Below are 19,072 nucleotides of genomic sequence, written 5' to 3' on the forward strand. Positions count from 1 at the left end.
TCCAATAATATCACGAAATAGTTGATAAACTACACTCGGTACTCATGAAGAAGTTATCTTGAAGTTATTTCTTTATTTTCGTGTCAAACATCCCGGATAAATGGAAGTAATTATTAAGTAAGTTAATAATTTGTTAAAAATAAAAATCAAATTAAGTAAAAAATGTGAGCTCCACCATTTAAACACACATGAAAGCTATGTTTAACAAATATCTATTTAGTGAATGTATGACTGTTTTCTGTCGCAAATTTGCAAGCAATTTTAATAACTTTTTTTACCGCCTTGTCAAAAGGCAAGCCGTGTACAGATCCACCTGCCGCCACCTTATGTCCGCCGCCACCGAGAATTGTCGCCATTTTGGATACATCCAAATTTGAACGGCTACGAAAAGTTACACTTAAATTTTCAGGTTCTTTTTCATACATCAGCAGTCCAAAATCGGTATCTTTTGTGCATTGGGCAAATATACTTACGGCTAATTCTTTGGCATTCATTTGCTGATCTGTGGTTTTCAAAACACTATAGGGAACGGCTCCCCAGACAAATCGATGTTTTTTGTTCAGCTTGATATTTCTTAATACCTCACCTGTAAATCTCAAATCATTAATTGGTACATCCTGATATATACTTCTCACGATTAATTCTTTATCGGCTTTTAATTTAAGCAGGTCACCGGCAATTCTAAGAGTTTGTGATGAAGTATTTGAATACCTAAAAACTCCCGTATCGCCAATAATTGCTGTCAAAAGAGCCGTAGCCGTCTTATTATCCAATTTAATTTTCCAGTCAGAATATATTAAAAATAACAATTCACCCACAGAACTAACTTTGTCGTCCACAAGATTTATCTTGCCGAAATGTGTGTTTGTCAGATGGTGATCAATAAGTATTATTGGTTTGGTCGGAAGTGGTATTGATAAATCGCCGGATACCATATCCCAGCTTGAGCTATCAAGAAAAATCAGTAAGTCGTATTTAGAAAAATCAAATGTCTTGAAATTAGTCGCAGGTTGAATATTTTTAAAGTCGGGTAAGAAATTCAAACGACTATCAAGTTCTGTCGGACATACAATCTCAACTTGTTTTCCCAATTTACTCAATACCCTACTTAACGAAATCGCACTTCCAATCGAATCCGGGTCAGGTCCGCGATGGCAATTAATTAATATATTGCTAGCTTTACTTATTTCGTCAAATATTAGCCGTGACTTGTCGTAGTGCATATTTTGTGGTCTTAGTATACATCAGGTGGCAAGTTTTTCTTATATCCCGTTGGAATGAACCAGTTTATATAAAGTTATTCCAAAAATATCTATTTCCTTTTCAATCTTACTCCAACCAAAATTCGCCACTTCCGCTTTCCCGTTATGGGTTGGGTCACACTTCTCTTTTGGTAATTCACATACAACAAATAATTGATCCGTAACCGTCTCCTGTAATTTCTGGGCGTTAATAATTTTGAAATTGGCTTGTTTTCGTTCCAAATAATATTGATATGCCCCTTCATAGTTTCGCTCGGCGATGACAGCAATATTAAACGGTTTGTCGGCTGCTTCATCTACAATTCTTTGCGAGACTTCTTCGGAACGCTTAAGTTGGTCGTTGGGACTATACTTCAGAGGGTTTTTGACAATGTTTGCATTGGCAATTAGGACAAGAAATATGATGAAAGAAAGTGTGATGATTTTTTTTCTTAAAGCAAATACGAACTGAGAAATTCCACCCAACATAATAAATAGTGCAGGATATAGAAATCCAAAATAATGATCGTAAATCTCTTGTTTATAAACTCCCAAACCTATGAGTGCAAAAACAAACCAAAGAAACAAAACAAAGAAAGCTTCAGAATGAAGATATTTTTCGTTTTTCGCAAATAAGGTACTAGCTATTTGCTTACTTCTAATTATTTTTAGGATAATTAGCATAAATATAACTGCACATAAAATTACAAACCATAGCCCCAAATTGTCGTTATATCCGGTTACAACATGTGACGATATTTCATTACTTATCGGTAATAGTTTTGAAAACGAACTCCATGGTTTTACGCTTAAAGTGGTTTGTCGCTCGGTGAAAAAAATCTTCATAGCACTGAAATTTATCCAATTATGCCTTGCGTCAAAAATTACCAGCGGGCTCATTAGTAGAGTAAATATTCCAGCGCCACAAAACGAGGCAATCATAAAAGTTCTTAGTTTTTGTTTCGAGTCTTTTGTTGTGGGAATTTTAACAGCAACAAAAGTTAATATCCAAAGTAAAGCAATAACAGGAAAGAGAATTAATCCCAAATAATGAGATTGCACGACACCGGCAAGCGAAAAGCCCGTAATCATTAGCCATTTGTACTCTCGGGCTTTCCATACTTTCCAAATTGAAAACACGGCTACGATGGAAAAAAACGGCATGATGTTTGGATTCCACGAGGATTTTGAATATATTATTACTGTAGGTGCAATCGCGTAAAAAAATGCAGCGATGAGTGCTCCGATATTTACCGACCGATTTTTATCACTTTTCCCAACAGGAAACCACTTTTTGGTAATATACCATACTAAATAATTTGTAAATATTCCAAGCAATGCAATCATTACCGCCGGACCAACCGGCGAAAACCGAGCTACAAAAAGCGCTGGAGCCATCATGTAATAATAGAGAGGACCTAAATACATATTGCCGATCGACGTACCGGGGCCAATTAGCATTAAGTCAAAATCGGTTAGAAATCTCCTCACGATTATTGCGTCACGTCCTTCATCACCAAGAAAAGTCATATATCCGCCAATTTTGTACAGCCTTAAAAAAGTGCTTAGCAATAGAATACATACAAGAAGTATTCCTTCAACTTTATGTAATTTGAACCAAGTGGTGATTTTATTAACTAAAGAGCCTATTTTATTTTCCGCCATAGAGTAAAAAGATCAATAAAACTTTTTATAATGACATTAATATCGGCACCCGTACCCTTACCGGTGACACGGGGGTAATGATGAACTCCGATTTCGACAATCTTAAATCCGTTCTTTCTTGCTTTTATTAAAAATTCACTTGAGATGAATGCTCCGCGTTCCGATTCAAGTTTGGGAATATGTGTAACAACCTTTTTCGATATCAGTTTAAATCCACAATCAATGTCCTTTACTCGCAAACCAAATAAAATAAATACAACCGTTTCCCACGCAGTCGTATTTAACTTCCTAAAAAAAGATACTTTCCTGTCGAGATAGTATCCGATAACCAAGTCGGCTTTGGTTTGTTTTTGAGTTTCGACAAACTTATCAATCTCGGCAAAATCAAATTGGCCGTCAGCATCCGTAAAAGCAATCCAGTCATACTTCGCATTGTAAAAACCACTTTTTATTGCAGCGCCGTATCCTCTGTTTTGCTTGTGATTAATAACTCTGACTGACCTTTCTTTCAAAGCAATCTTTTCTGCTTTTTGTAAAGTATTATCTTTGGAGCCGTCATTGATAATGAGAACTTCCCACTTTTTTGCTGTGTTTTTGAGTATTTTAATTGCCGACGCTACCGTCTTTTCAATTTGCGCCTCTTCGTTGTATGCAGGGAAAAATACCGACAATTCATCAATTAGATATGTTTTTCTTTTCATAATTATTTGATAAGTTTAGAGACTTCACCTTGAAGTCTATCATGAATGTACAATTTTCCGCTATATTTAGCATCCTCAAAGATATTGTTAAGTTCAGCAAAAGACGCTATCATCATGCTACATGGGAAAAAGACTAGTCAGGTTGGCTCCGATATTTCTAATGACTTTTCTGCCAACACTCTTTGTGTGGTTACCCTATCTCCTGCGATTGGAATCAATCTGGAAAATTCCCCTAACATCAAATGGTATGGCAACAGTTGTTGCAAATTATGACGGACCTCTTTACATCGTAATCGCAAAAACATTTTACAATCTGGATATGATTTCTAAAAGTTTTTCGTTCGATCTCCCCCTCGAGTATTACGCGGCTCATTTTCCGATGTATCCAATTCTCATATTTCTGGTTGCTTCGGTAACTAATCTTTTCAGCGCTTTTTCATCGTTTGCCGGATATCCGTATGCCATGCTGATTAGTACGTTAATAAGTTCCTTTTTGGCAATGTACTTTTTCAATAAGTTCATCAAACAATACACTTCAGAACCGAACGCCCTGTGGATTACGTTTGTATTTGGCTTACTACCTGCAAGATGGTTAATCGTAAGATCGGTCGGTTCACCGGAACCATTGTTCGTCGCCGCAATAATCGCATCTATTTATTATTTTCAAAACAAAAAATACTGGCTTGCCGCTGTGTGGGGAGTAGTTGCCCAACTAACAAAATCACCCGGGGTACTGTTATTTTTGGCATACGGTCTGACAATCACCGCTCAGTCATTTAAGCAAATTGCCATTTCAAAGGCAAAAGCTTTTGACCATATACTAAATTGGCGAGCGTATCCGGTTGTGCTTATTCCACTTTCTCTTTTAGGGTTGTTTTCGTTATATAGCATTAGATTCAATAACTTTTTCGCTTACTTTAATTCGGGCGACAATATCCATTTGTTTTTTCCACCTTTTCAAGTTTTTAATTCGTCAGCTCCTTGGGTGGGAACATTTTGGTTGGAAGATATCATATTTATTTATCTTCTTGGCACCATAGGTATTGTCCAATTAATCGATATTTTTATGCATGCAGACAAAAAGGATCGGGAACGCCATGCAGTTGTAATGTGGTTCGCAATCATATATTTTGTATCGATATTATTTGTCTCACATCGGGATGTTGCCAGATATTCGCTACCTATCGTTCCATTTCTGTTTGCAGCCTGGCATAAATTTTTTACTACCAAGGAATTTAAAATTGCCTTCTTTATTATTATTATCCCCATATTTTTATATTCATATACCTTCATAACCGGAAACACTATTCCGATATCGGATTGGGCACCGCTTTTGTAATTTACTACACCAGATTAAGTATCAATAACGTATATGTTCAGTGTAAATTGTTTCATTTAGTCATAATTTGTTGTAACGAAAAATACTTAAACAATAATATTTTAAATGTTGTAGAATTTAACGATGAAAAACGCTAACACTGAAAAAATAAAAGACCTTAAATCCAAGCTGAATCACTATGAATCTATATTAAAAGCCGAAATGAAAGGATATCGCGGAGTGGTTCATGAATCTGCAGCAAGTGAAATAAAGCACACAAAAGTTATGGTTTATACAGCAATGGTAGATGGATTAAAAAAAGAAATACGGGATCTTGAAAATTAGTTCGACTTCTTGCCTTTTAACTTCCAAGTTTTCCAAATAACGAGATTATACATCGTATAGTTAAATGCCATAACTAGCGGCATGGCGATAAGAATACCAATCTGTCGAACGAAAGTCGTATCCGAGAAAGCTACAACCATGACACCAATTACTACAAATTGAATAACGACTGCACCAAACGACGTTAAATTAAATTGAATAAACTTCCACACTGTTACTAATGGATTGGTTATTTTTTCTTCCTTAAATGTCCAAATGTTATTAAGAACAAAGTTGGAAATAATTGCCATCTCTGCAGCAAGTGCAGCCGCCCAAGCAGATGATTCCCCGATAAATGAAAACGAAGTACCCTTGAAAAAACTAAAGTTTTGAGCAAGTGCCATGGCTATCGATGTCCCGGTGTAGAGTTCAAGTGCAATTGCGTTAACAACATACCCAATAAATCCAACAACAGCAAATTTAACAAACCTTATCTTGTCTCTAATACCCAGAATAATAGCAACCTTAAAAGTCGCCACCATTTCCTTGGTATTAAATTTCGACTTATCAGTTATCCTCGGTCTAAATTCAAGCGGCACCTCGACGACTTTATCCGCATTTTTAATACATTGATACATGAGATCAACTTTGTAGGCAAATCTCTCGAGTTCCATTAATCCATCCAGGTCGATTTTATTAAGAACTCCCTTAACTTTAGATAATCTAAATCCGGTGGTTAAATCGTGGATTTCTTTTTTCAGTAGGACAATTCGAATAAACAAATTTCCAAAATAACTAACCATGCGCCTAAAAAGTGCCCATTCTTTCGGAACCGTACCTCCTTTTATATATCTTGATCCTATTACATAACTTGCACCGTTTATATAAGCCTCAACCATCGGTTTAACAAACTCGGGAGGATGTTGACCGTCTGCGTCCATTTCCAAAATAGCATCCGCATGTAATTTCTCCATCGCATACTTCATACCAACCACATATGCGTTTCCCAATCCTTTTTTATCACCCTGTTGTATTAGATGGAGATTTCCTCGTTTCTCACTTGCCTTTTCGACAATCTCAGTCATACCGTCTTTAGAATGATTATCGACTACAAGCAAATGCATTTCGGCGTTAATCTTTTGGAATTCTGTATCAAACAGAGTATCAATCATTTTTTTGATTCCCTCTGCCTCATTCCAAGCCGGCATAACAATAACTACTTTTTCCATACTATTTTATTCTACACCGTAATAAACGGATTTTGAAAGAAAGAAATATATATTCAACAATATCTCTGAGATAAGTGAATAAGTATTTTTTATTAAAAGACACTTTACTCTCACCGCGCGTCCGAAAAGTAAACTTTGTCGGAAATTCATATATCTTGTCTGTAATCCGGGTTAATCGGTAAATCAGAAAAAAGAAAAAACCAAAACCCGTAACTTCAAGTTTGTCAAAATTTATTTTGTCCAACACTCCCTTAACACGAATGGCACGGAAGGCTCCATTGTGATCTTTGACTTGATTTACTCCTGCTACCAAGGTTGCGAATAAAGAGTTTGCAACCCAATGATTCAAACGCCGGGTAATTGTCCATCCGCTTGTGCTACCCCCATCAACATGCCGTGAGGCAACAACGACATCATATCCCTCGCTTATCTTATCTAACATTAGCGGTAAATGTTTGAAATCAAATCCAAAGTCTGCTTCGTTTGTCACCACTATATCAGCTTTCAATTTACCAATCGCATAAGTATATCCGCGTACCATTGCCTTACCCAAACCCTTTTTTTCTCCCGATAGCATTTCAATATTTTTGTATTTGCTCATATACCGATGCACAATATCACCTGTGTGATCGGGTGAATTATCATCAACAATTAAAATTCTAATCGAGAATTTCCTGATTGCTCGTGATAAAATTAACAGTTGATCTAGAAGCAGGGAAATGTTTTCTGCTTCGTTGTATGTTGGAATTACGATAACCACCTTATCCATATCAAAATCATACAAGTAATTGTATTCGGAGGAAATAGGTACATGTTACAAAACAACTTATTTAAGATATAATTAACACTATGAGAAAAATAATCACTACCATCAGGACAAACAAACTAACACACTTTATTACCAAAACCAGACGACGGAAATTATTGGTTTTTGCTGTCGTAATCTTTCTTGTGATCGGTCAGTTAAACAAATCGATGAAGCCCGATTTCGAGCTTGAAGTCACGAAAGCCGAAAAGAAAACACTCGAAGAAACCATTTCGGCTTCCGGTAAGGTTAGTGCCGAAAAACTCGCCCAACTTTCATTTCTTGCAACCGAAAATATTAACGAGATAGTTGTAAACGATGGGAGCTATGTAAAAAAGGGAGATCTGATTGCAAAACTTAATTCCTCCAGCATTTATCAATCATATCTACAAGCCGAAGCAAACCTGAGAGCAGCTGAAGCTAATGCGGACAGCGTTCTGGATAGTATTCAGAATAAGGAAAAAACAGAAACTTTTGCCGAAATAAACGCACGTACCGCAGCGGAGGTAGCTCGTGACAATGCTTATAGATCATTCGTAATTGCTCAACAGAATTTATCAAACACTACTTTGCGTGCACCGTTTGATGGAATCTTAAGTTATGCAGACAGCGCCTCAATCGGTAAATTGGCATCGTCACTGGAAGCCAACTTTATAATTGTCGACCCGACAACGGTTTATTTCACAGCTGATGTGGGAGAAATTGATATTCCGACAGTGAAAGTCGGTACTCCTGTAAGATTGGAGCTTGACGCCTACCCGGATGAGAAATATGACGAAAAAGTAATTTCCGTCGGATACGTAAGTAAAATTACATCCACCGGAGGTACGGCATATAAAATAAATATTTCCCTACCTAACAATACGGAAAATAAATTCCGTGTTGGTATGAATGGTGATGCGGAATTAATATTATCAACACACAAGGATACAATCAGCATTCCCCAATCCGCACTTATCGAGGAAAACGGAAATGATTATGTGTGGGTTGTTAATCAAAAGGGGAAAGCCGAAAAAGTTGAAGTTAAAACGGGGACATCATCCATTAACGATATTGAAATTGTTGATGGTTTAAATATCGGTGATACAGTCATCTCCCGTCCCCCGGCAAAAATTGAGGTTGGTAATAAAATTAAAATAAAGAATGAAGATAATTCCAACGGTAAGTTTATGGGCTTGTTTTAAAACCTATGGCCTCCATTTTAAGCCTCGAAAAAATATCGAAAGTCTATCCAATGGGTGACATGATGGTGCACGCTTTACGCGAGGTAAGTTTAGAAATCAAAGAGGGAGATTTCGCTTCCATAACGGGACCATCCGGAAGCGGCAAATCAACTCTCATGCACATGATCGGACTTCTGGATAAACCAACAAGTGGCAGAATTCTATTACAAGGGAAAAATGTTAGCGATCTTGACGAAAACGAATTAGCCGTAGCTCGAAATAAATATATCGGATTTGTTTTCCAATCATTTAACTTATTGTCCAAAACAAGCGCCCTAGACAATGTTGCTCTTCCCCTGCTTTACGCAGGTGTTGCCAAAAACGAACGTAACGAACGGGCCCAAAAAGCTCTCATAACGGTCGGTCTCGGCGACCGACTTGATCATACATCAACACAATTATCAGGAGGTCAACAGCAAAGAGTTGCCATCGCACGAGCTCTGGTAAATGATCCTCGGTTAATATTAGCGGACGAACCGACGGGTAATTTGGATACCAAATCGGGAGATGAAATTATGTCACTGCTTAAAAATCTTAACAAGGAAGGTAACACTATTTTACTAGTTACTCACGAAATGGAAATTGCAGCGAGTACCAAAAGGCGAATAAAAATAGTCGACGGAGAAATCGTCGAAGATAAAAAACAGTAAACATGATTGATTACACTGAGACATTCACTCTTGCAACCAAGGCAATTTGGCGAAACAAGGCCCGATCAAGTCTAACTATGCTCGGCATTATCATTGGTGTTTCAGCGGTGATTCTACTTATTTCAGTAGGTCAGGGTTTACAAAACTACATTACACAGCAGTTTGAGTCAATCGGATCAAACCAGATTTTCGTTCTCCCGGGAAAAGGATTGGAAGGTTTTGGATCAGGTCCTCCAAATCTGGCAGGTAGCAAACTTACCCTTCGTCATGTCGAGAGTATTTCCAGACTTGGCGGATCAGTAAAAACAGCGGCTGCCGACAACGAATTACCATCCTCAGTCAAATACAAAGGCACATCGATTGTTTCAACAGTAGCCGGAACTTCAGCAGAATGGCTGGTTATGTCCAATGTCGAAATCGGAAACGGTAGAGGTTTAACCGATAGTGACGTCGAGCAGTCTCGAAATGTTGCAATTGTTGGCAAATCTGTCGTCGAAGAATTGTTTGGAAGCGCAAATCCCGTTGGTCAAAACATAACCGTCGGTGATCAGAGTTTTAAAATAATCGGCGAACTTAACGAGCTGGGAACACAAAGTATCGGTATAGATGTTGATAATTTTGTAATTATCCCCATAACCACCTCTCAGCGGGTGTTTGGTGTTGAGGCAATTACGACAATTGTTGTCCAGGCAGTAAATAAAGATGAAATTCCAATTGCGGTCGAACAAGTGGAACGCTACCTAAAAACACAGCTGGATGAAGATGATTTTTCAGTTGTAGATCAGGAAAGTTTATTAAATACGATTAATCAAATTCTCGGTGTATTAACGGCAGCTTTAGGAGGAATAGCGGCGATATCTCTAGTCGTAGGTGGTGTTGGAATTATGAATATCATGCTCGTATCAGTCACTGAACGCACACGCGAAATAGGTTTAAGGAAAGCTATTGGTGCAAAACCAAGTGACATTTCAAGCCAATTTGTAATCGAGGCAGTGGCTTTATCTGTCTCAGGTGGAGGAATCGGTATCATCATCGGCTGGTTGGGCTCTCTTGCCCTTAACCCATACTTCCCAACCCATGTCACACTCTGGTCAATCGCTCTCGCCTTTGGGGTTTCGGCTGCAATTGGAATTTTGTTTGGGGTAGCTCCGGCAGTTCGCGCATCAAAACTTAACCCGATTGACGCACTGCGTTATGAGTAAAACCACCGTGCCTTAAAGTCTGTAGTTTATTGGTAAATTATTAATGTGGGGTCAGTACTTTGCTTCATTAACAAGTTCTTTTGCTCATGGTCATTTACAAATTTTTTACATGGTTCTCCACCGACTAAAGTCCGTAGTGACTTTTCTATGGTAACTTTTTCCGCTTTCAATGTTAAGACAAATCTCGATTCACTGACTAATCGCGTGGTATTACCTGAAGATAAAAATATAGTATGTGTCACTCTCCAATATCTCACCTTTCAGAGTGCAAATGCCTGATTAACGCCAACTAGATAATATTTATGTGACTACACCTAAAATCAGACTATTAGACACAGTAAACCAAGATACTAATAAATTGACCTGGACTTCGATCATGTTATAGCATTAATAAATGAATCCTCCTATTGCCCAATACAGAAACGATATTAACAACTATGAATTGGAACGTATTTTTTCGGGAATGAAGGCAAATCCGGTTGAATTCGTCGACATAATCATTAAAGAAGCTGTCAAGTATGGCGCCTCGGATGTTTTATTAGAACCCAGGAAAGATACTTTTCTGGTTCGATCCAGAATTGATGGTGTATTGTATAAATTTGGAGAAATGAGTATCGACTCGTATCCCGAGATCACTTCGAGACTTAAGATTCTAAGTGGACTTGATCCAACTGAAAAAAGACATATTCAAGAAGGTCAAAGCACTACTACAATTGATGAAAAACAAGTAAATTTGCGTGTTGAAATAGCACAAACCGTGCACGGAGAGTTAGTTGTCATTCGAATCCACGAGAAAAAATCTATTGCCATGGATCTTTCACAACTTGGATTGAATAATGCCGCATTTCAAACCTTTGAAACAATGGTTAAACAAAAAAGCGGATTAATTCTCGTCAGCGGACCAACTGGTTCCGGCAAAACAACTACGCTTTATTCAACTCTAATTAAACTCAATGAAAATAAAGATCAAAATGTCATGACAATTGAAGACCCGGTCGAATTTCACTTGGACGGTATCAATCAAATGCAGGTTGACGAAGCAAACGGATTTACCTTTGCCAAGGGACTGTCAACAATTCTCAGATTAACTCCCGATATCGTCCTCGTCGGAGAAATTCGAGATCGCGAAACCGCCAAAATTGCCATCGAATCAGGTCTCACGGGACAGCTAGTTTTATCAACAGCTCATGCGGAAGACTCGGTGCGGACACTTTTCCGACTTATGGATTTAGGAGTTGAAACATATTTCCTAAACTCTGCACTTATGGGGGTTATTGCACAAAGATTAGTTAGAAAATCGTGTACCGAGTGTAAAGAAATTTATCAACCAACGCAAAAAGAAATCGATATTTTTACAAGCGTAATGGGAAGATCACCGAAACAATTGATCAAAAGCCGTGGGTGCGAAAAATGCAATAATTTGGGTTACAAAGGTAGAGTTGGCATTTTTGAAGTTTTGTATATTGATTCAGGAGTTCGCGAACTCCTGCGAATGCGGGCTAACGAAGACAGACTTAAAGAAGCACTAACCAAAAACGGTTTTATCACTCTTCTCAAAGATGGTTTAGACAAAGCGGAAAACGGAATAACGACGATTGATGAAGTCTTGAAAAACAGTCTTCGAGTAGTGTAATTTATTTTAAACCAACGACAGTCACAAATCTTCCCCGATCTCCATCGCTGGTACGCACATCCCGATAGTGAGAGAAAAATCTTTTATCTTTCGCCGTATCGATTTTACAGTCAATGATATTGTTTTCTTTTACACCGGTATGCACTAGTTGATCGATATTATATTTAAATAAATCAACCAGGTAATTATCACCTTTTCTGCTAATATATTTTTCCCATACTCTACTATTAGTAGAAAATTTTTCTGTATCTTTGTCAAATTCATACGACGCTTTCCTAATTCCCGGACCAATTCCCACAACCAGATGTGAAGGTTTGGTGCCGTAATACTTCTTCATATCTAATACGGTTTTTACAGTTATCTCGTTTTCTGTCCCTTTCCAACCAGCATGCACTAAACCGACTGCTTGCACTTTAGGATCAAATAACATTATCGGCAGGCAATCAGCGGTTTTAATTAGTAAAAACAATCGACGTACTCGTGTAATCATGGCATCCGCATCCACAAGCGAATCGGGGTCATATATATTTGCAGGTTTTTTTACTTCAACAATTCTTGTTCCGTGCACCAAGCGTATCGTTGAACAACGATTGCCATCGACTTTGCAGGTAACGAGAAATTTTTGCATGTTTTCGTTTACTTTCTTCAAATCCCCGAAGTTATATGACATATTTCCTTCTCGTGTTGTAGAAATTGCGTGAAATAAGTTTGAAAACTTTGTTAATTTTTCAATTTGGTACATTGCGTAAATTATACAAAATTTTTCCGCTTTTTCGGGACTTAATTGTTTTTCCATTAAAATTGATATAATAACGCTATGATAATTGACATAATTACTTTGTTTCCCAACATGTTTTCCGGGCCATTCGAAGAATCTATAATAAGTCGAGCCAAGAATAAAGGCTTAGTCGAAATAAATATCCACTATCTTAGAAATTGGACCACAGATAAACATCATACTGTAGACGATAAACCCTTTGGAGGTGGCGCGGGTATGGTTTTAATGGTTGAACCGATATACAAAGCAATAAAAGAATTGAAGAAAAAAAACACCAAAGTTTATCTTGTCTGTCCACAGGGGTCGACATTTAACCAACAAATTGCCCAACACATGTCGCAAGAAAAACATATTATTCTCATATCCGGCCATTACGAAGGTTTTGACGAGAGAATTCGTGAACACCTGGTGGACGATGAAATTTCAATAGGTGATTACGTATTAACAGGCGGTGAGTTACCTTCGATGGTAATTGTCGATACCATAGTACGGCTTATCCCCGGAGTATTGGGAGACAATGAATCTCTCAGTGGTGAAACACATTCTCGAAAAGGATTAGTCAAGCATCCTGTCTACACTCGCCCTGAGAATTTCAAAGGCTGGAAGGTGCCCAATATCTTACTTTCGGGCGATCACGCAAAAATATCTGAATGGAAGAAAGAAAACAATCGTCCAAGGTAACAACTTTCTCAATAAGTCCGATTAATTCCCATTGTCTTCAAATGTTACTCAATAGACTAAAGTTTGTGGTAACTAATTGACGCTTTTGCCGCAAAGACTATTCGTCATGCACACAAAGAAACGCGTGGAATTGCCGAAAACAGAAAAATTGATACCACTAATTTATTTCCCCAAAAGATGAAGTATTAATGAAATAAATACACGACCTAGTTATAATTTGTCGTTTTTTTGCTATCCATTTAAATACATATCAAGAAGTACTGATAACGAGAATACAAAAAGAGTTAGGTTTTCTACACATTATTTTATTAGCCGCACTTGCTAATAAAACCCACAGTATTACTTAAGGTAATACTACACATCTTATGTGTACGATATTACAACCCAAACTGAAACATGTCAAGTAATTCCGAATGTGTGTCACCTAACCATATCGTCACTTATGAGGTACCCAAGCTTTTCTTTTTTAACCCTCAAATATTTTTTAATCCTTTCTGAGATTGGATATTTAATATCATAACGATTAACTACAAAGCCTGATTTGCTTACAGCACGTATCAAATTGGGATTATTGGTAATTAATCGAATTTGATTACTAATTCCAAGATCAGTTAATGCTCTTATTGCATTACTATGAGTTCTCGGATCAGTAGAAAAGCTAAGTTCCTCAAATGCCTCTACCGTATCAATCCCTTTTGTTCTTTCTAATTCCATAGCTCTTATTTTATTTTCAAGTCCAACACCTCTCCCTTCCTCATAGCTATATACAACTACACCACTACCAACTTTTGAAATTGTTTTCAATGAAGTAGATAATTGCAAATTACAATCACAATCTATTGCATGGAACGCTTCACTGAAAAGACATGACGATTGAATTCTTACCAATATATTTGTTTCCTTAATATCACCGTAAGTTAAAGAAATACAATAACCTTTACTGAATTTGTGATAATTCACCATAAAGTTTCCGTATTTTGTAGATAGTATTGTAGAAGATGTTACTGCCATATTTTATTAATATTTGTCCGAAGCTATTACCGGTTTTTATAAAGACGATCAGTTTCTATAATTTTTTCGAGAGCCTTACGAATTACTTCAGATCTATTTGTCCCATCGTGTACCTTTACATACCAGTTTAAATAACTGATATGTTTGTTGTGAAGAAACACGTTAATCCTTTTGTTGAGATGATTACTCCTCACAGTAGCAAGAAATTCTTTTACTATTTTATCAATTTCCGAAACAGATGAGTATATCTTAGAATAAAAAAGAGGATCTTGAACTTTAGCTGAGTAATCTCTTTCGTCCGATAAGCACAATACGGGTATTTTCTTATCCAAAGACATTTGGGCTTCCTGTCCCAACTTAAATGAATATTTACTTGCTTCAAAAATTGCCGCATCAGACATTTCGATAGCCTTTCTTATAAACTGATTATGTATTGATATCTTAGAAATTTTTTTATTTGCTTTTTCGAGATCAAGCAGATCTGAATATTTATGTGTTTCCGGGCTAATTACTTTATGTCCATGTGAACGAATAGAACGAATAATTTCGTCAAATATTTCCTGTTTCTGATCCTTGGTACTTACTGAATTTGTATAGAATATAATCATATTCGTACTCTCACATTAGATACGTATTTTAACACTTTACCTTGCAATATTACCATATTGTAGATCAATTTCAATCACGTAAGAACAGGCATTAATAAATATTTTTCATAACACCTAATGCAATCAATATGTAATAACATATTGTAGTTAATAGCATTTAGTTTTCACCTAATCCTTGAAGAATCATGTCCTCTACAATCTGTTTCCATGTTCTAAATTTCATCCCCAGCGCTTTTTGTGTTTCTTCCACCTTTAAACCACCATATTTGGGATATCGTACCGGACTGTCGGTTTTTAACAAAAATTCATCAATCGAGGTTGTACTAAGGTTTACATCCTTGTTTCGCGTTTTTTTAAGTACATAAGTATACAATTCGTGCGGTGTGGTGCGATCAACAGAACATGCATGATAAATTCCTTTGACAGACGCATCAATGAGGGCTGATATCACTTGACATGCCTCATCTATGTAAGTAATTGACACTATTTGATCGGTAAAAAGCGGATAAAGTTTTTTTTCGTCATAAAGCTGAATTGGTTTGCGAATGTAGTCAAGCTTACTTGCAAATTTTGCTCTAACCGGATAAGTTAATCTTAATATTGCCGAACTAGCCGTGTATTCATTAACCACTTTTTCCGCCTCTAGTTTCGTATAACCATACCATGTAAGGTTTTTGGAAACTTCGTGTCTTGTGTCTTTTTCACCATACGGACCCGGGGTCAAACTAGATCCCGGAAATATCATATCTGTCGAGATGTGAACGAAATGTCTTTTTTCTTTACCTGCCCAAACACTCAGAGTCTTGGTTGCGTCTACGTTTATTTTCCAACATAATCCTTGTCTATTGTCTCGTTGCAACTCGGCTTCACCTACATTTGTATAAGCAGCAAAATGGACAATCGCGTCTGGTTTGTTTGAATTTAAGTAATTTACAACCTCTTTACTTTTTGTCAGGTCGAGAGTGTCAATTTCGGGAGTTAACATTTGGTAATCATCTTTTTTTAACTCCACAAACCTCGAACCAATTAAGCCATGTGAACCGGTAACAAAAATTTTCTTCATGTGAATTTATTGGGAAATTGTTCACGCAATGTCGGATTGGCTCGGTCACGGTCGGATATAATGGGATTTTTGACAGGCCACGAAATATTAAGATCCGGATCATTCCACGCTATTCCACTCGCTTTACTGTTGTCCCAATACTCTTCGACCAGATACATATAATTTACCTCTTTGCTTCCAAGTGCACATATTGAATTTCCTATTCCGGGAGGCAATAACAAAGCCGACCGTACAGGGTTTTCTTTCGTGCAATCAAAAATAAAAGTTTCTACTTTCCCAAAATCCGGCGAGTCTTCCCGAACATCAGCAATCGCAACAAATGTTTTTCCCGTAAGGGGATAAACAATTTTTTTCCAGTTTTCTGTATGAATCGCTCTGATAACCCGCGGTTTAGATACCGAGTGATTCCATTGAACCGCTTTGAATTTTACACCCATTTCTTCCAACTCGCTTACTCTAAATACTTCATGAAAAAACCTCGTTCATCGTAATAAACAGGTTTCTCGATAATGAAAACTCCTTCAATACTCGTTTTTTTCACAGTGATTGTGTTTTCCATATTTTACTTCTGTTTAGTTTTAGAATACATTTTTTCCGATTTCAGTTTAAGCGGTCGCCACCACCATTCATTATCTTTGTACCACTTAATCGTTTCTATTAGCCATTTTTCAAAATCATGTTGAGGCCTCCAACCGAGATTTTTAATTTTTGTCCAATTAACCGCGTATCTTCTATCATGTCCACTTCTATCAGCAACAAATCTAATTTTTGAGTGATCGAAACCAAATGCCTCCAACAATAGATTGGTAACCTTAAGGTTATTTATATCATGTGTTAAACCACCAACTAAATAAGTTTCCCCCACTTTTCCCTTATTAATAACCAGGTCAATCGCACTACAATGATCTTCGACATACAACCAATCTCTTACATTCTTTCCGTCCCCATAAATCGGTACATCTTTCGAATCAATTAGATTTGTGATAAATCTGGGAAGCAACTTCTCGGGATCTTGAAAAGGACCGTAATTATTGGAAGTATTAGTGATAGTTATATTCAAACCATACGTAGTGTGATATGCCCGAACAAGATGGTCGGATGCTGCTTTACTCGCCGAATATGGACTGTTTGGCTTGTAACATGATTTCTCACTAAATTTTTCTACACCACTTAACGGTAGAGCACCATACACTTCATCTGTAGACACATGGTGAAATCGTTTAACGCCGCGTTTTACCGCTTCATCCAATAAAACTTGAGTACCTATGACATTTGTTTTTATAAACACTTTTGGTCCAATTATCGAACGGTCGACGTGACTTTCTGCAGCAAAATGAACTACGACATCGACATCCTTCATTGCATGAGACACTGTCGTAGGCGAGCAGATATCGCCCTTAATAAAAGTATAGTTAGAATTACCCCCAAAATCTTTCGTCGATGTCAAATGACCGGCATATGTTAATTTGTCTAAATTTACTATTTGATCCTTTGGATATTTTTTTAGCCAGTAACGGATAAAGTTACTGCCGATAAATCCCGCTCCTCCTGTTACAAGCAATCTCATAGGTTGTTCATAAAATGATAATTAATTAATAGTGCTTTACTTTGAAAGCAAGCTTTTAAATCCCGCTCCTGACGTTACAAGCAATTTCATAGGTTGTTCATAAAATGATAATTAATTAATAGTGCTTTACTTTGAAAGCAAGCTTATAAATCCCGCCCCTGACGTTACAAGCAATCTCATAGGTTGTTCATAAAATGATAATTAATTAATAGTGCTTTACTTTGAAAGCAAGCTTATAAATCCCGCACTTTTAATTATAATTAAGTTTTATTGCCGAAATATTAAACTCTTACTTTGGATTTTTCTCCAATGAACAATTTTATCCAATGAGTGGGATCTTCCAAATCATAAACTTCGGCTTCGTTGCCAATCATACTTTCGTTAATTGGTTGTTTGACGTTTATTATTCTTACATTTTCCATCAATACACTATCTTCTAAATGACTTTTTTCAATTACACATCCACTGCTAATAGATGAATATGGACCAATATACGAATCACTTATTTCAACATTGTCGCTTATTGACACAGGGCCTTTTATTTCTGAATTTCTAATTTTACAGTTTTTTCCCACACTCACTCTACCGATTATTTTCGTACTCCTGTCGATTTTTGACCCCATATCATCTACCAGGTATTCATCTAACAAATATCTATTGGATTCTATCCAGTCATTAAATTTACCAGGGTCTAACCACTTTCCTTTATACTCAATTACATCGACCCGATATTTATTGTCAATTAACCATTGGAAAACTGATGGTATTTCATATTCTCCACGCGCTGATGGTACTATCTTGTTTTTTCCCGTGAAGCATTTGAAAACATTATGGTCACCAAAATATAATCCGGGGACAGCAAAGTCGTGTGGGGAATTCTTTGGTTTTTCCACATATTTTATAAGTCTGTTTGTTTTCGAGAAATAAGGGACACCAAGACGGGAGTTTTCAGGATGATGTACCATAGTCACCATGCCATTTGGCTTGTTTTTCCGAAAGTAGTCAGTAACTTCTTTAATACCTTTTGTAAAAATATTATCGCCTAAATGGTATACGAAACTATCACCATTCAATTTCTCTTCACATACTTGGACAACGTTTGCCAGTCCAATTGGTTTTTCTTGTAATACGTAGGTAAATTTCGCTCCCCACTTACTTCCATCACCTAAATACGACTTCACCACATCTAGCCAACCGGGGTTATAGGTAATTAATATATCTTTTATGTCTGCTTCGACAACAGATTCAATTGGATAGAAAATCAATGGTTTATTGGCTACTGGAATAAAATGTTTATTGGTAGAAAAAGTCAGAGGTTGCATTCGCGTTCCTCGTCCTCCTGTAGGTATTATTGCTTTCATATAGTCATACTA

20 protein-coding genes are annotated in these 19,072 nt (G+C 37.0%); 7 read left to right on the forward strand and 13 right to left on the reverse strand.

Annotated features, from left to right (window positions below):
- Positions 1-212: 212 nt before the first annotated feature.
- Genes IPM62_04775 through IPM62_04785 form a run of 3 tightly spaced genes read right to left on the reverse strand, consistent with a single transcriptional unit; the run spans position 213 to position 3,607 of the window.
- Positions 213-1,223: a bifunctional oligoribonuclease/PAP phosphatase NrnA gene (locus IPM62_04775; GenBank protein ID QQS38668.1), complete on the reverse strand. Its 1,011-nt coding sequence runs from the start codon at positions 1,221-1,223 to the stop codon at positions 213-215.
- Positions 1,224-1,262: 39 nt separating this feature from the next.
- Positions 1,263-2,906 carry a hypothetical protein gene (locus IPM62_04780; GenBank protein ID QQS38669.1) on the reverse strand — a complete coding sequence of 548 codons (1,644 nt, stop codon included), beginning with the start codon at positions 2,904-2,906 and terminating at the stop codon, positions 1,263-1,265.
- Positions 2,888-3,607, reverse strand: a complete 720-nt coding sequence (locus IPM62_04785) for a glycosyltransferase family 2 protein (GenBank protein ID QQS38670.1) — start codon at positions 3,605-3,607, stop codon at positions 2,888-2,890. Before IPM62_04785 ends, IPM62_04780 begins: the two co-directional genes overlap by 19 nt.
- 121 nt (positions 3,608-3,728) lie before the next feature.
- Here IPM62_04785 and IPM62_04790 point away from each other — a divergent pair, with 121 nt between their 5' ends.
- Positions 3,729-4,946 (forward strand): hypothetical protein, encoded by a 1,218-nt coding sequence (locus IPM62_04790; GenBank protein ID QQS38671.1) that lies wholly within the window; start codon positions 3,729-3,731, stop codon positions 4,944-4,946.
- A gap of 123 nt (positions 4,947-5,069) precedes the next feature.
- Positions 5,070-5,270, forward strand: a complete 201-nt coding sequence (locus tag IPM62_04795; protein QQS38672.1) for a hypothetical protein — start codon at positions 5,070-5,072, stop codon at positions 5,268-5,270.
- Here the strand turns inward: IPM62_04795 and IPM62_04800 are convergent.
- Together IPM62_04800 and IPM62_04805 are read right to left on the reverse strand one after the other, a co-directional pair.
- Positions 5,267-6,478 (reverse strand): glycosyltransferase, encoded by a 1,212-nt coding sequence (locus IPM62_04800; protein QQS38673.1) that lies wholly within the window; start codon positions 6,476-6,478, stop codon positions 5,267-5,269. The two genes, IPM62_04795 and IPM62_04800, sit on opposite strands and share 4 nt — an antisense overlap.
- Before the next feature lies 1 nt (position 6,479).
- Positions 6,480-7,247, reverse strand: coding sequence for a glycosyltransferase (locus IPM62_04805; protein QQS38674.1), 768 nt, complete (start codon positions 7,245-7,247; stop codon positions 6,480-6,482).
- An 80-nt stretch (positions 7,248-7,327) separates the two neighbouring features.
- Here IPM62_04805 and IPM62_04810 point away from each other — a divergent pair, with 80 nt between their 5' ends.
- The 4 genes from IPM62_04810 to IPM62_04825 all read left to right on the forward strand — a co-directional run bounded on the left by IPM62_04810 (position 7,328) and on the right by IPM62_04825 (position 11,991).
- Positions 7,328-8,467 carry an efflux RND transporter periplasmic adaptor subunit gene (locus tag IPM62_04810; protein ID QQS38675.1) on the forward strand — a complete coding sequence of 380 codons (1,140 nt, stop codon included), beginning with the start codon at positions 7,328-7,330 and terminating at the stop codon, positions 8,465-8,467.
- Between the two features lie 5 nt (positions 8,468-8,472).
- On the forward strand, positions 8,473-9,156 hold the full coding sequence (locus tag IPM62_04815; GenBank protein QQS38676.1) for an ABC transporter ATP-binding protein: 684 nt from the start codon (positions 8,473-8,475) through the stop codon (positions 9,154-9,156).
- A 2-nt stretch (positions 9,157-9,158) separates the two neighbouring features.
- Positions 9,159-10,358: an ABC transporter permease gene (locus IPM62_04820; GenBank protein QQS38677.1), complete on the forward strand. Its 1,200-nt coding sequence runs from the start codon at positions 9,159-9,161 to the stop codon at positions 10,356-10,358.
- Between the two features lie 394 nt (positions 10,359-10,752).
- Positions 10,753-11,991 (forward strand): type II/IV secretion system protein, encoded by a 1,239-nt coding sequence (locus tag IPM62_04825; protein QQS38678.1) that lies wholly within the window; start codon positions 10,753-10,755, stop codon positions 11,989-11,991.
- A 1-nt stretch (position 11,992) separates the two neighbouring features.
- On the opposite strand, the gene IPM62_04830 is transcribed toward IPM62_04825, so the two are convergent.
- On the reverse strand, positions 11,993-12,787 hold the full coding sequence (locus IPM62_04830) for a laccase domain-containing protein (GenBank protein QQS38679.1): 795 nt from the start codon (positions 12,785-12,787) through the stop codon (positions 11,993-11,995).
- Positions 12,788-12,808: 21 nt separating this feature from the next.
- Between IPM62_04830 and trmD the strand changes: the two genes are divergently transcribed.
- Positions 12,809-13,450, forward strand: a complete 642-nt coding sequence (trmD, locus tag IPM62_04835; protein ID QQS38680.1) for a tRNA (guanosine(37)-N1)-methyltransferase TrmD — start codon at positions 12,809-12,811, stop codon at positions 13,448-13,450.
- A gap of 420 nt (positions 13,451-13,870) precedes the next feature.
- Here the strand turns inward: trmD and IPM62_04840 are convergent, their stop codons facing one another.
- The 7 genes from IPM62_04840 to IPM62_04870 form a co-directional block, all read right to left on the reverse strand.
- A complete protein-coding gene (locus IPM62_04840) occupies positions 13,871-14,461 on the reverse strand; it encodes a hypothetical protein (protein ID QQS38681.1) in 591 nt (196 codons plus the stop codon).
- A 26-nt stretch (positions 14,462-14,487) separates the two neighbouring features.
- Positions 14,488-15,069, reverse strand: coding sequence for a hypothetical protein (locus tag IPM62_04845; protein ID QQS38682.1), 582 nt, complete (start codon positions 15,067-15,069; stop codon positions 14,488-14,490).
- A 157-nt stretch (positions 15,070-15,226) separates the two neighbouring features.
- Positions 15,227-16,132, reverse strand: coding sequence for a sugar nucleotide-binding protein (locus IPM62_04850; protein QQS38683.1), 906 nt, complete (start codon positions 16,130-16,132; stop codon positions 15,227-15,229).
- Positions 16,129-16,569, reverse strand: coding sequence for a dTDP-4-dehydrorhamnose 3,5-epimerase family protein (locus IPM62_04855; GenBank protein QQS38684.1), 441 nt, complete (start codon positions 16,567-16,569; stop codon positions 16,129-16,131). Before IPM62_04855 ends, IPM62_04850 begins: the two co-directional genes overlap by 4 nt.
- A 14-nt stretch (positions 16,570-16,583) precedes the next feature.
- The gene (locus IPM62_04860; GenBank protein QQS38685.1) at positions 16,584-16,691 is read right to left on the reverse strand and encodes a dTDP-4-dehydrorhamnose 3,5-epimerase family protein; all 108 of its coding nucleotides are present in this window, start codon (positions 16,689-16,691) and stop codon (positions 16,584-16,586) included.
- Positions 16,692-16,694: 3 nt separating this feature from the next.
- The gene (gene rfbB / locus IPM62_04865) at positions 16,695-17,699 is read right to left on the reverse strand and encodes a dTDP-glucose 4,6-dehydratase (GenBank protein QQS38686.1); all 1,005 of its coding nucleotides are present in this window, start codon (positions 17,697-17,699) and stop codon (positions 16,695-16,697) included.
- Between the two features lie 281 nt (positions 17,700-17,980).
- Positions 17,981-19,060, reverse strand: coding sequence for a glucose-1-phosphate thymidylyltransferase (locus IPM62_04870; protein ID QQS38687.1), 1,080 nt, complete (start codon positions 19,058-19,060; stop codon positions 17,981-17,983).
- Positions 19,061-19,072: the final 12 nt, after the last annotated feature.

Source organism: Candidatus Woesebacteria bacterium, from assembly GCA_016700095.1.
Lineage (GTDB): Bacteria > Patescibacteriota > Microgenomatia > UBA8517 > UBA8517.

What these genes read in the sequence shown, in the direction of transcription:
- IPM62_04775 (QQS38668.1), bottom strand. Translation starts at nt 1,223, where the DNA reads ATGCACTACGACAAGTCACGGCTAATATTTGACGAAATAAGTAAAGCT.
- IPM62_04780 (QQS38669.1), bottom strand. Translation starts at nt 2,906, where the DNA reads ATGGCGGAAAATAAAATAGGCTCTTTAGTTAATAAAATCACCACTTGG.
- IPM62_04785 (QQS38670.1), bottom strand. Translation starts at nt 3,607, where the DNA reads ATGAAAAGAAAAACATATCTAATTGATGAATTGTCGGTATTTTTCCCT.
- IPM62_04790 (QQS38671.1), top strand. Translation starts at nt 3,729, where the DNA reads ATGGGAAAAAGACTAGTCAGGTTGGCTCCGATATTTCTAATGACTTTT.
- IPM62_04795 (QQS38672.1), top strand. Translation starts at nt 5,070, where the DNA reads ATGAAAAACGCTAACACTGAAAAAATAAAAGACCTTAAATCCAAGCTG.
- IPM62_04800 (QQS38673.1), bottom strand. Translation starts at nt 6,478, where the DNA reads ATGGAAAAAGTAGTTATTGTTATGCCGGCTTGGAATGAGGCAGAGGGA.
- IPM62_04805 (QQS38674.1), bottom strand. Translation starts at nt 7,247, where the DNA reads ATGGATAAGGTGGTTATCGTAATTCCAACATACAACGAAGCAGAAAAC.
- IPM62_04810 (QQS38675.1), top strand. Translation starts at nt 7,328, where the DNA reads ATGAGAAAAATAATCACTACCATCAGGACAAACAAACTAACACACTTT.
- IPM62_04815 (QQS38676.1), top strand. Translation starts at nt 8,473, where the DNA reads ATGGCCTCCATTTTAAGCCTCGAAAAAATATCGAAAGTCTATCCAATG.
- IPM62_04820 (QQS38677.1), top strand. Translation starts at nt 9,159, where the DNA reads ATGATTGATTACACTGAGACATTCACTCTTGCAACCAAGGCAATTTGG.
- IPM62_04825 (QQS38678.1), top strand. Translation starts at nt 10,753, where the DNA reads ATGAATCCTCCTATTGCCCAATACAGAAACGATATTAACAACTATGAA.
- IPM62_04830 (QQS38679.1), bottom strand. Translation starts at nt 12,787, where the DNA reads ATGGAAAAACAATTAAGTCCCGAAAAAGCGGAAAAATTTTGTATAATT.
- trmD (QQS38680.1), top strand. Translation starts at nt 12,809, where the DNA reads ATGATAATTGACATAATTACTTTGTTTCCCAACATGTTTTCCGGGCCA.
- IPM62_04840 (QQS38681.1), bottom strand. Translation starts at nt 14,461, where the DNA reads ATGGCAGTAACATCTTCTACAATACTATCTACAAAATACGGAAACTTT.
- IPM62_04845 (QQS38682.1), bottom strand. Translation starts at nt 15,069, where the DNA reads ATGATTATATTCTATACAAATTCAGTAAGTACCAAGGATCAGAAACAG.
- IPM62_04850 (QQS38683.1), bottom strand. Translation starts at nt 16,132, where the DNA reads ATGAAGAAAATTTTTGTTACCGGTTCACATGGCTTAATTGGTTCGAGG.
- IPM62_04855 (QQS38684.1), bottom strand. Translation starts at nt 16,569, where the DNA reads ATGGGTGTAAAATTCAAAGCGGTTCAATGGAATCACTCGGTATCTAAA.
- IPM62_04860 (QQS38685.1), bottom strand. Translation starts at nt 16,691, where the DNA reads ATGGAAAACACAATCACTGTGAAAAAAACGAGTATTGAAGGAGTTTTC.
- rfbB (QQS38686.1), bottom strand. Translation starts at nt 17,699, where the DNA reads ATGAGATTGCTTGTAACAGGAGGAGCGGGATTTATCGGCAGTAACTTT.
- IPM62_04870 (QQS38687.1), bottom strand. Translation starts at nt 19,060, where the DNA reads ATGAAAGCAATAATACCTACAGGAGGACGAGGAACGCGAATGCAACCT.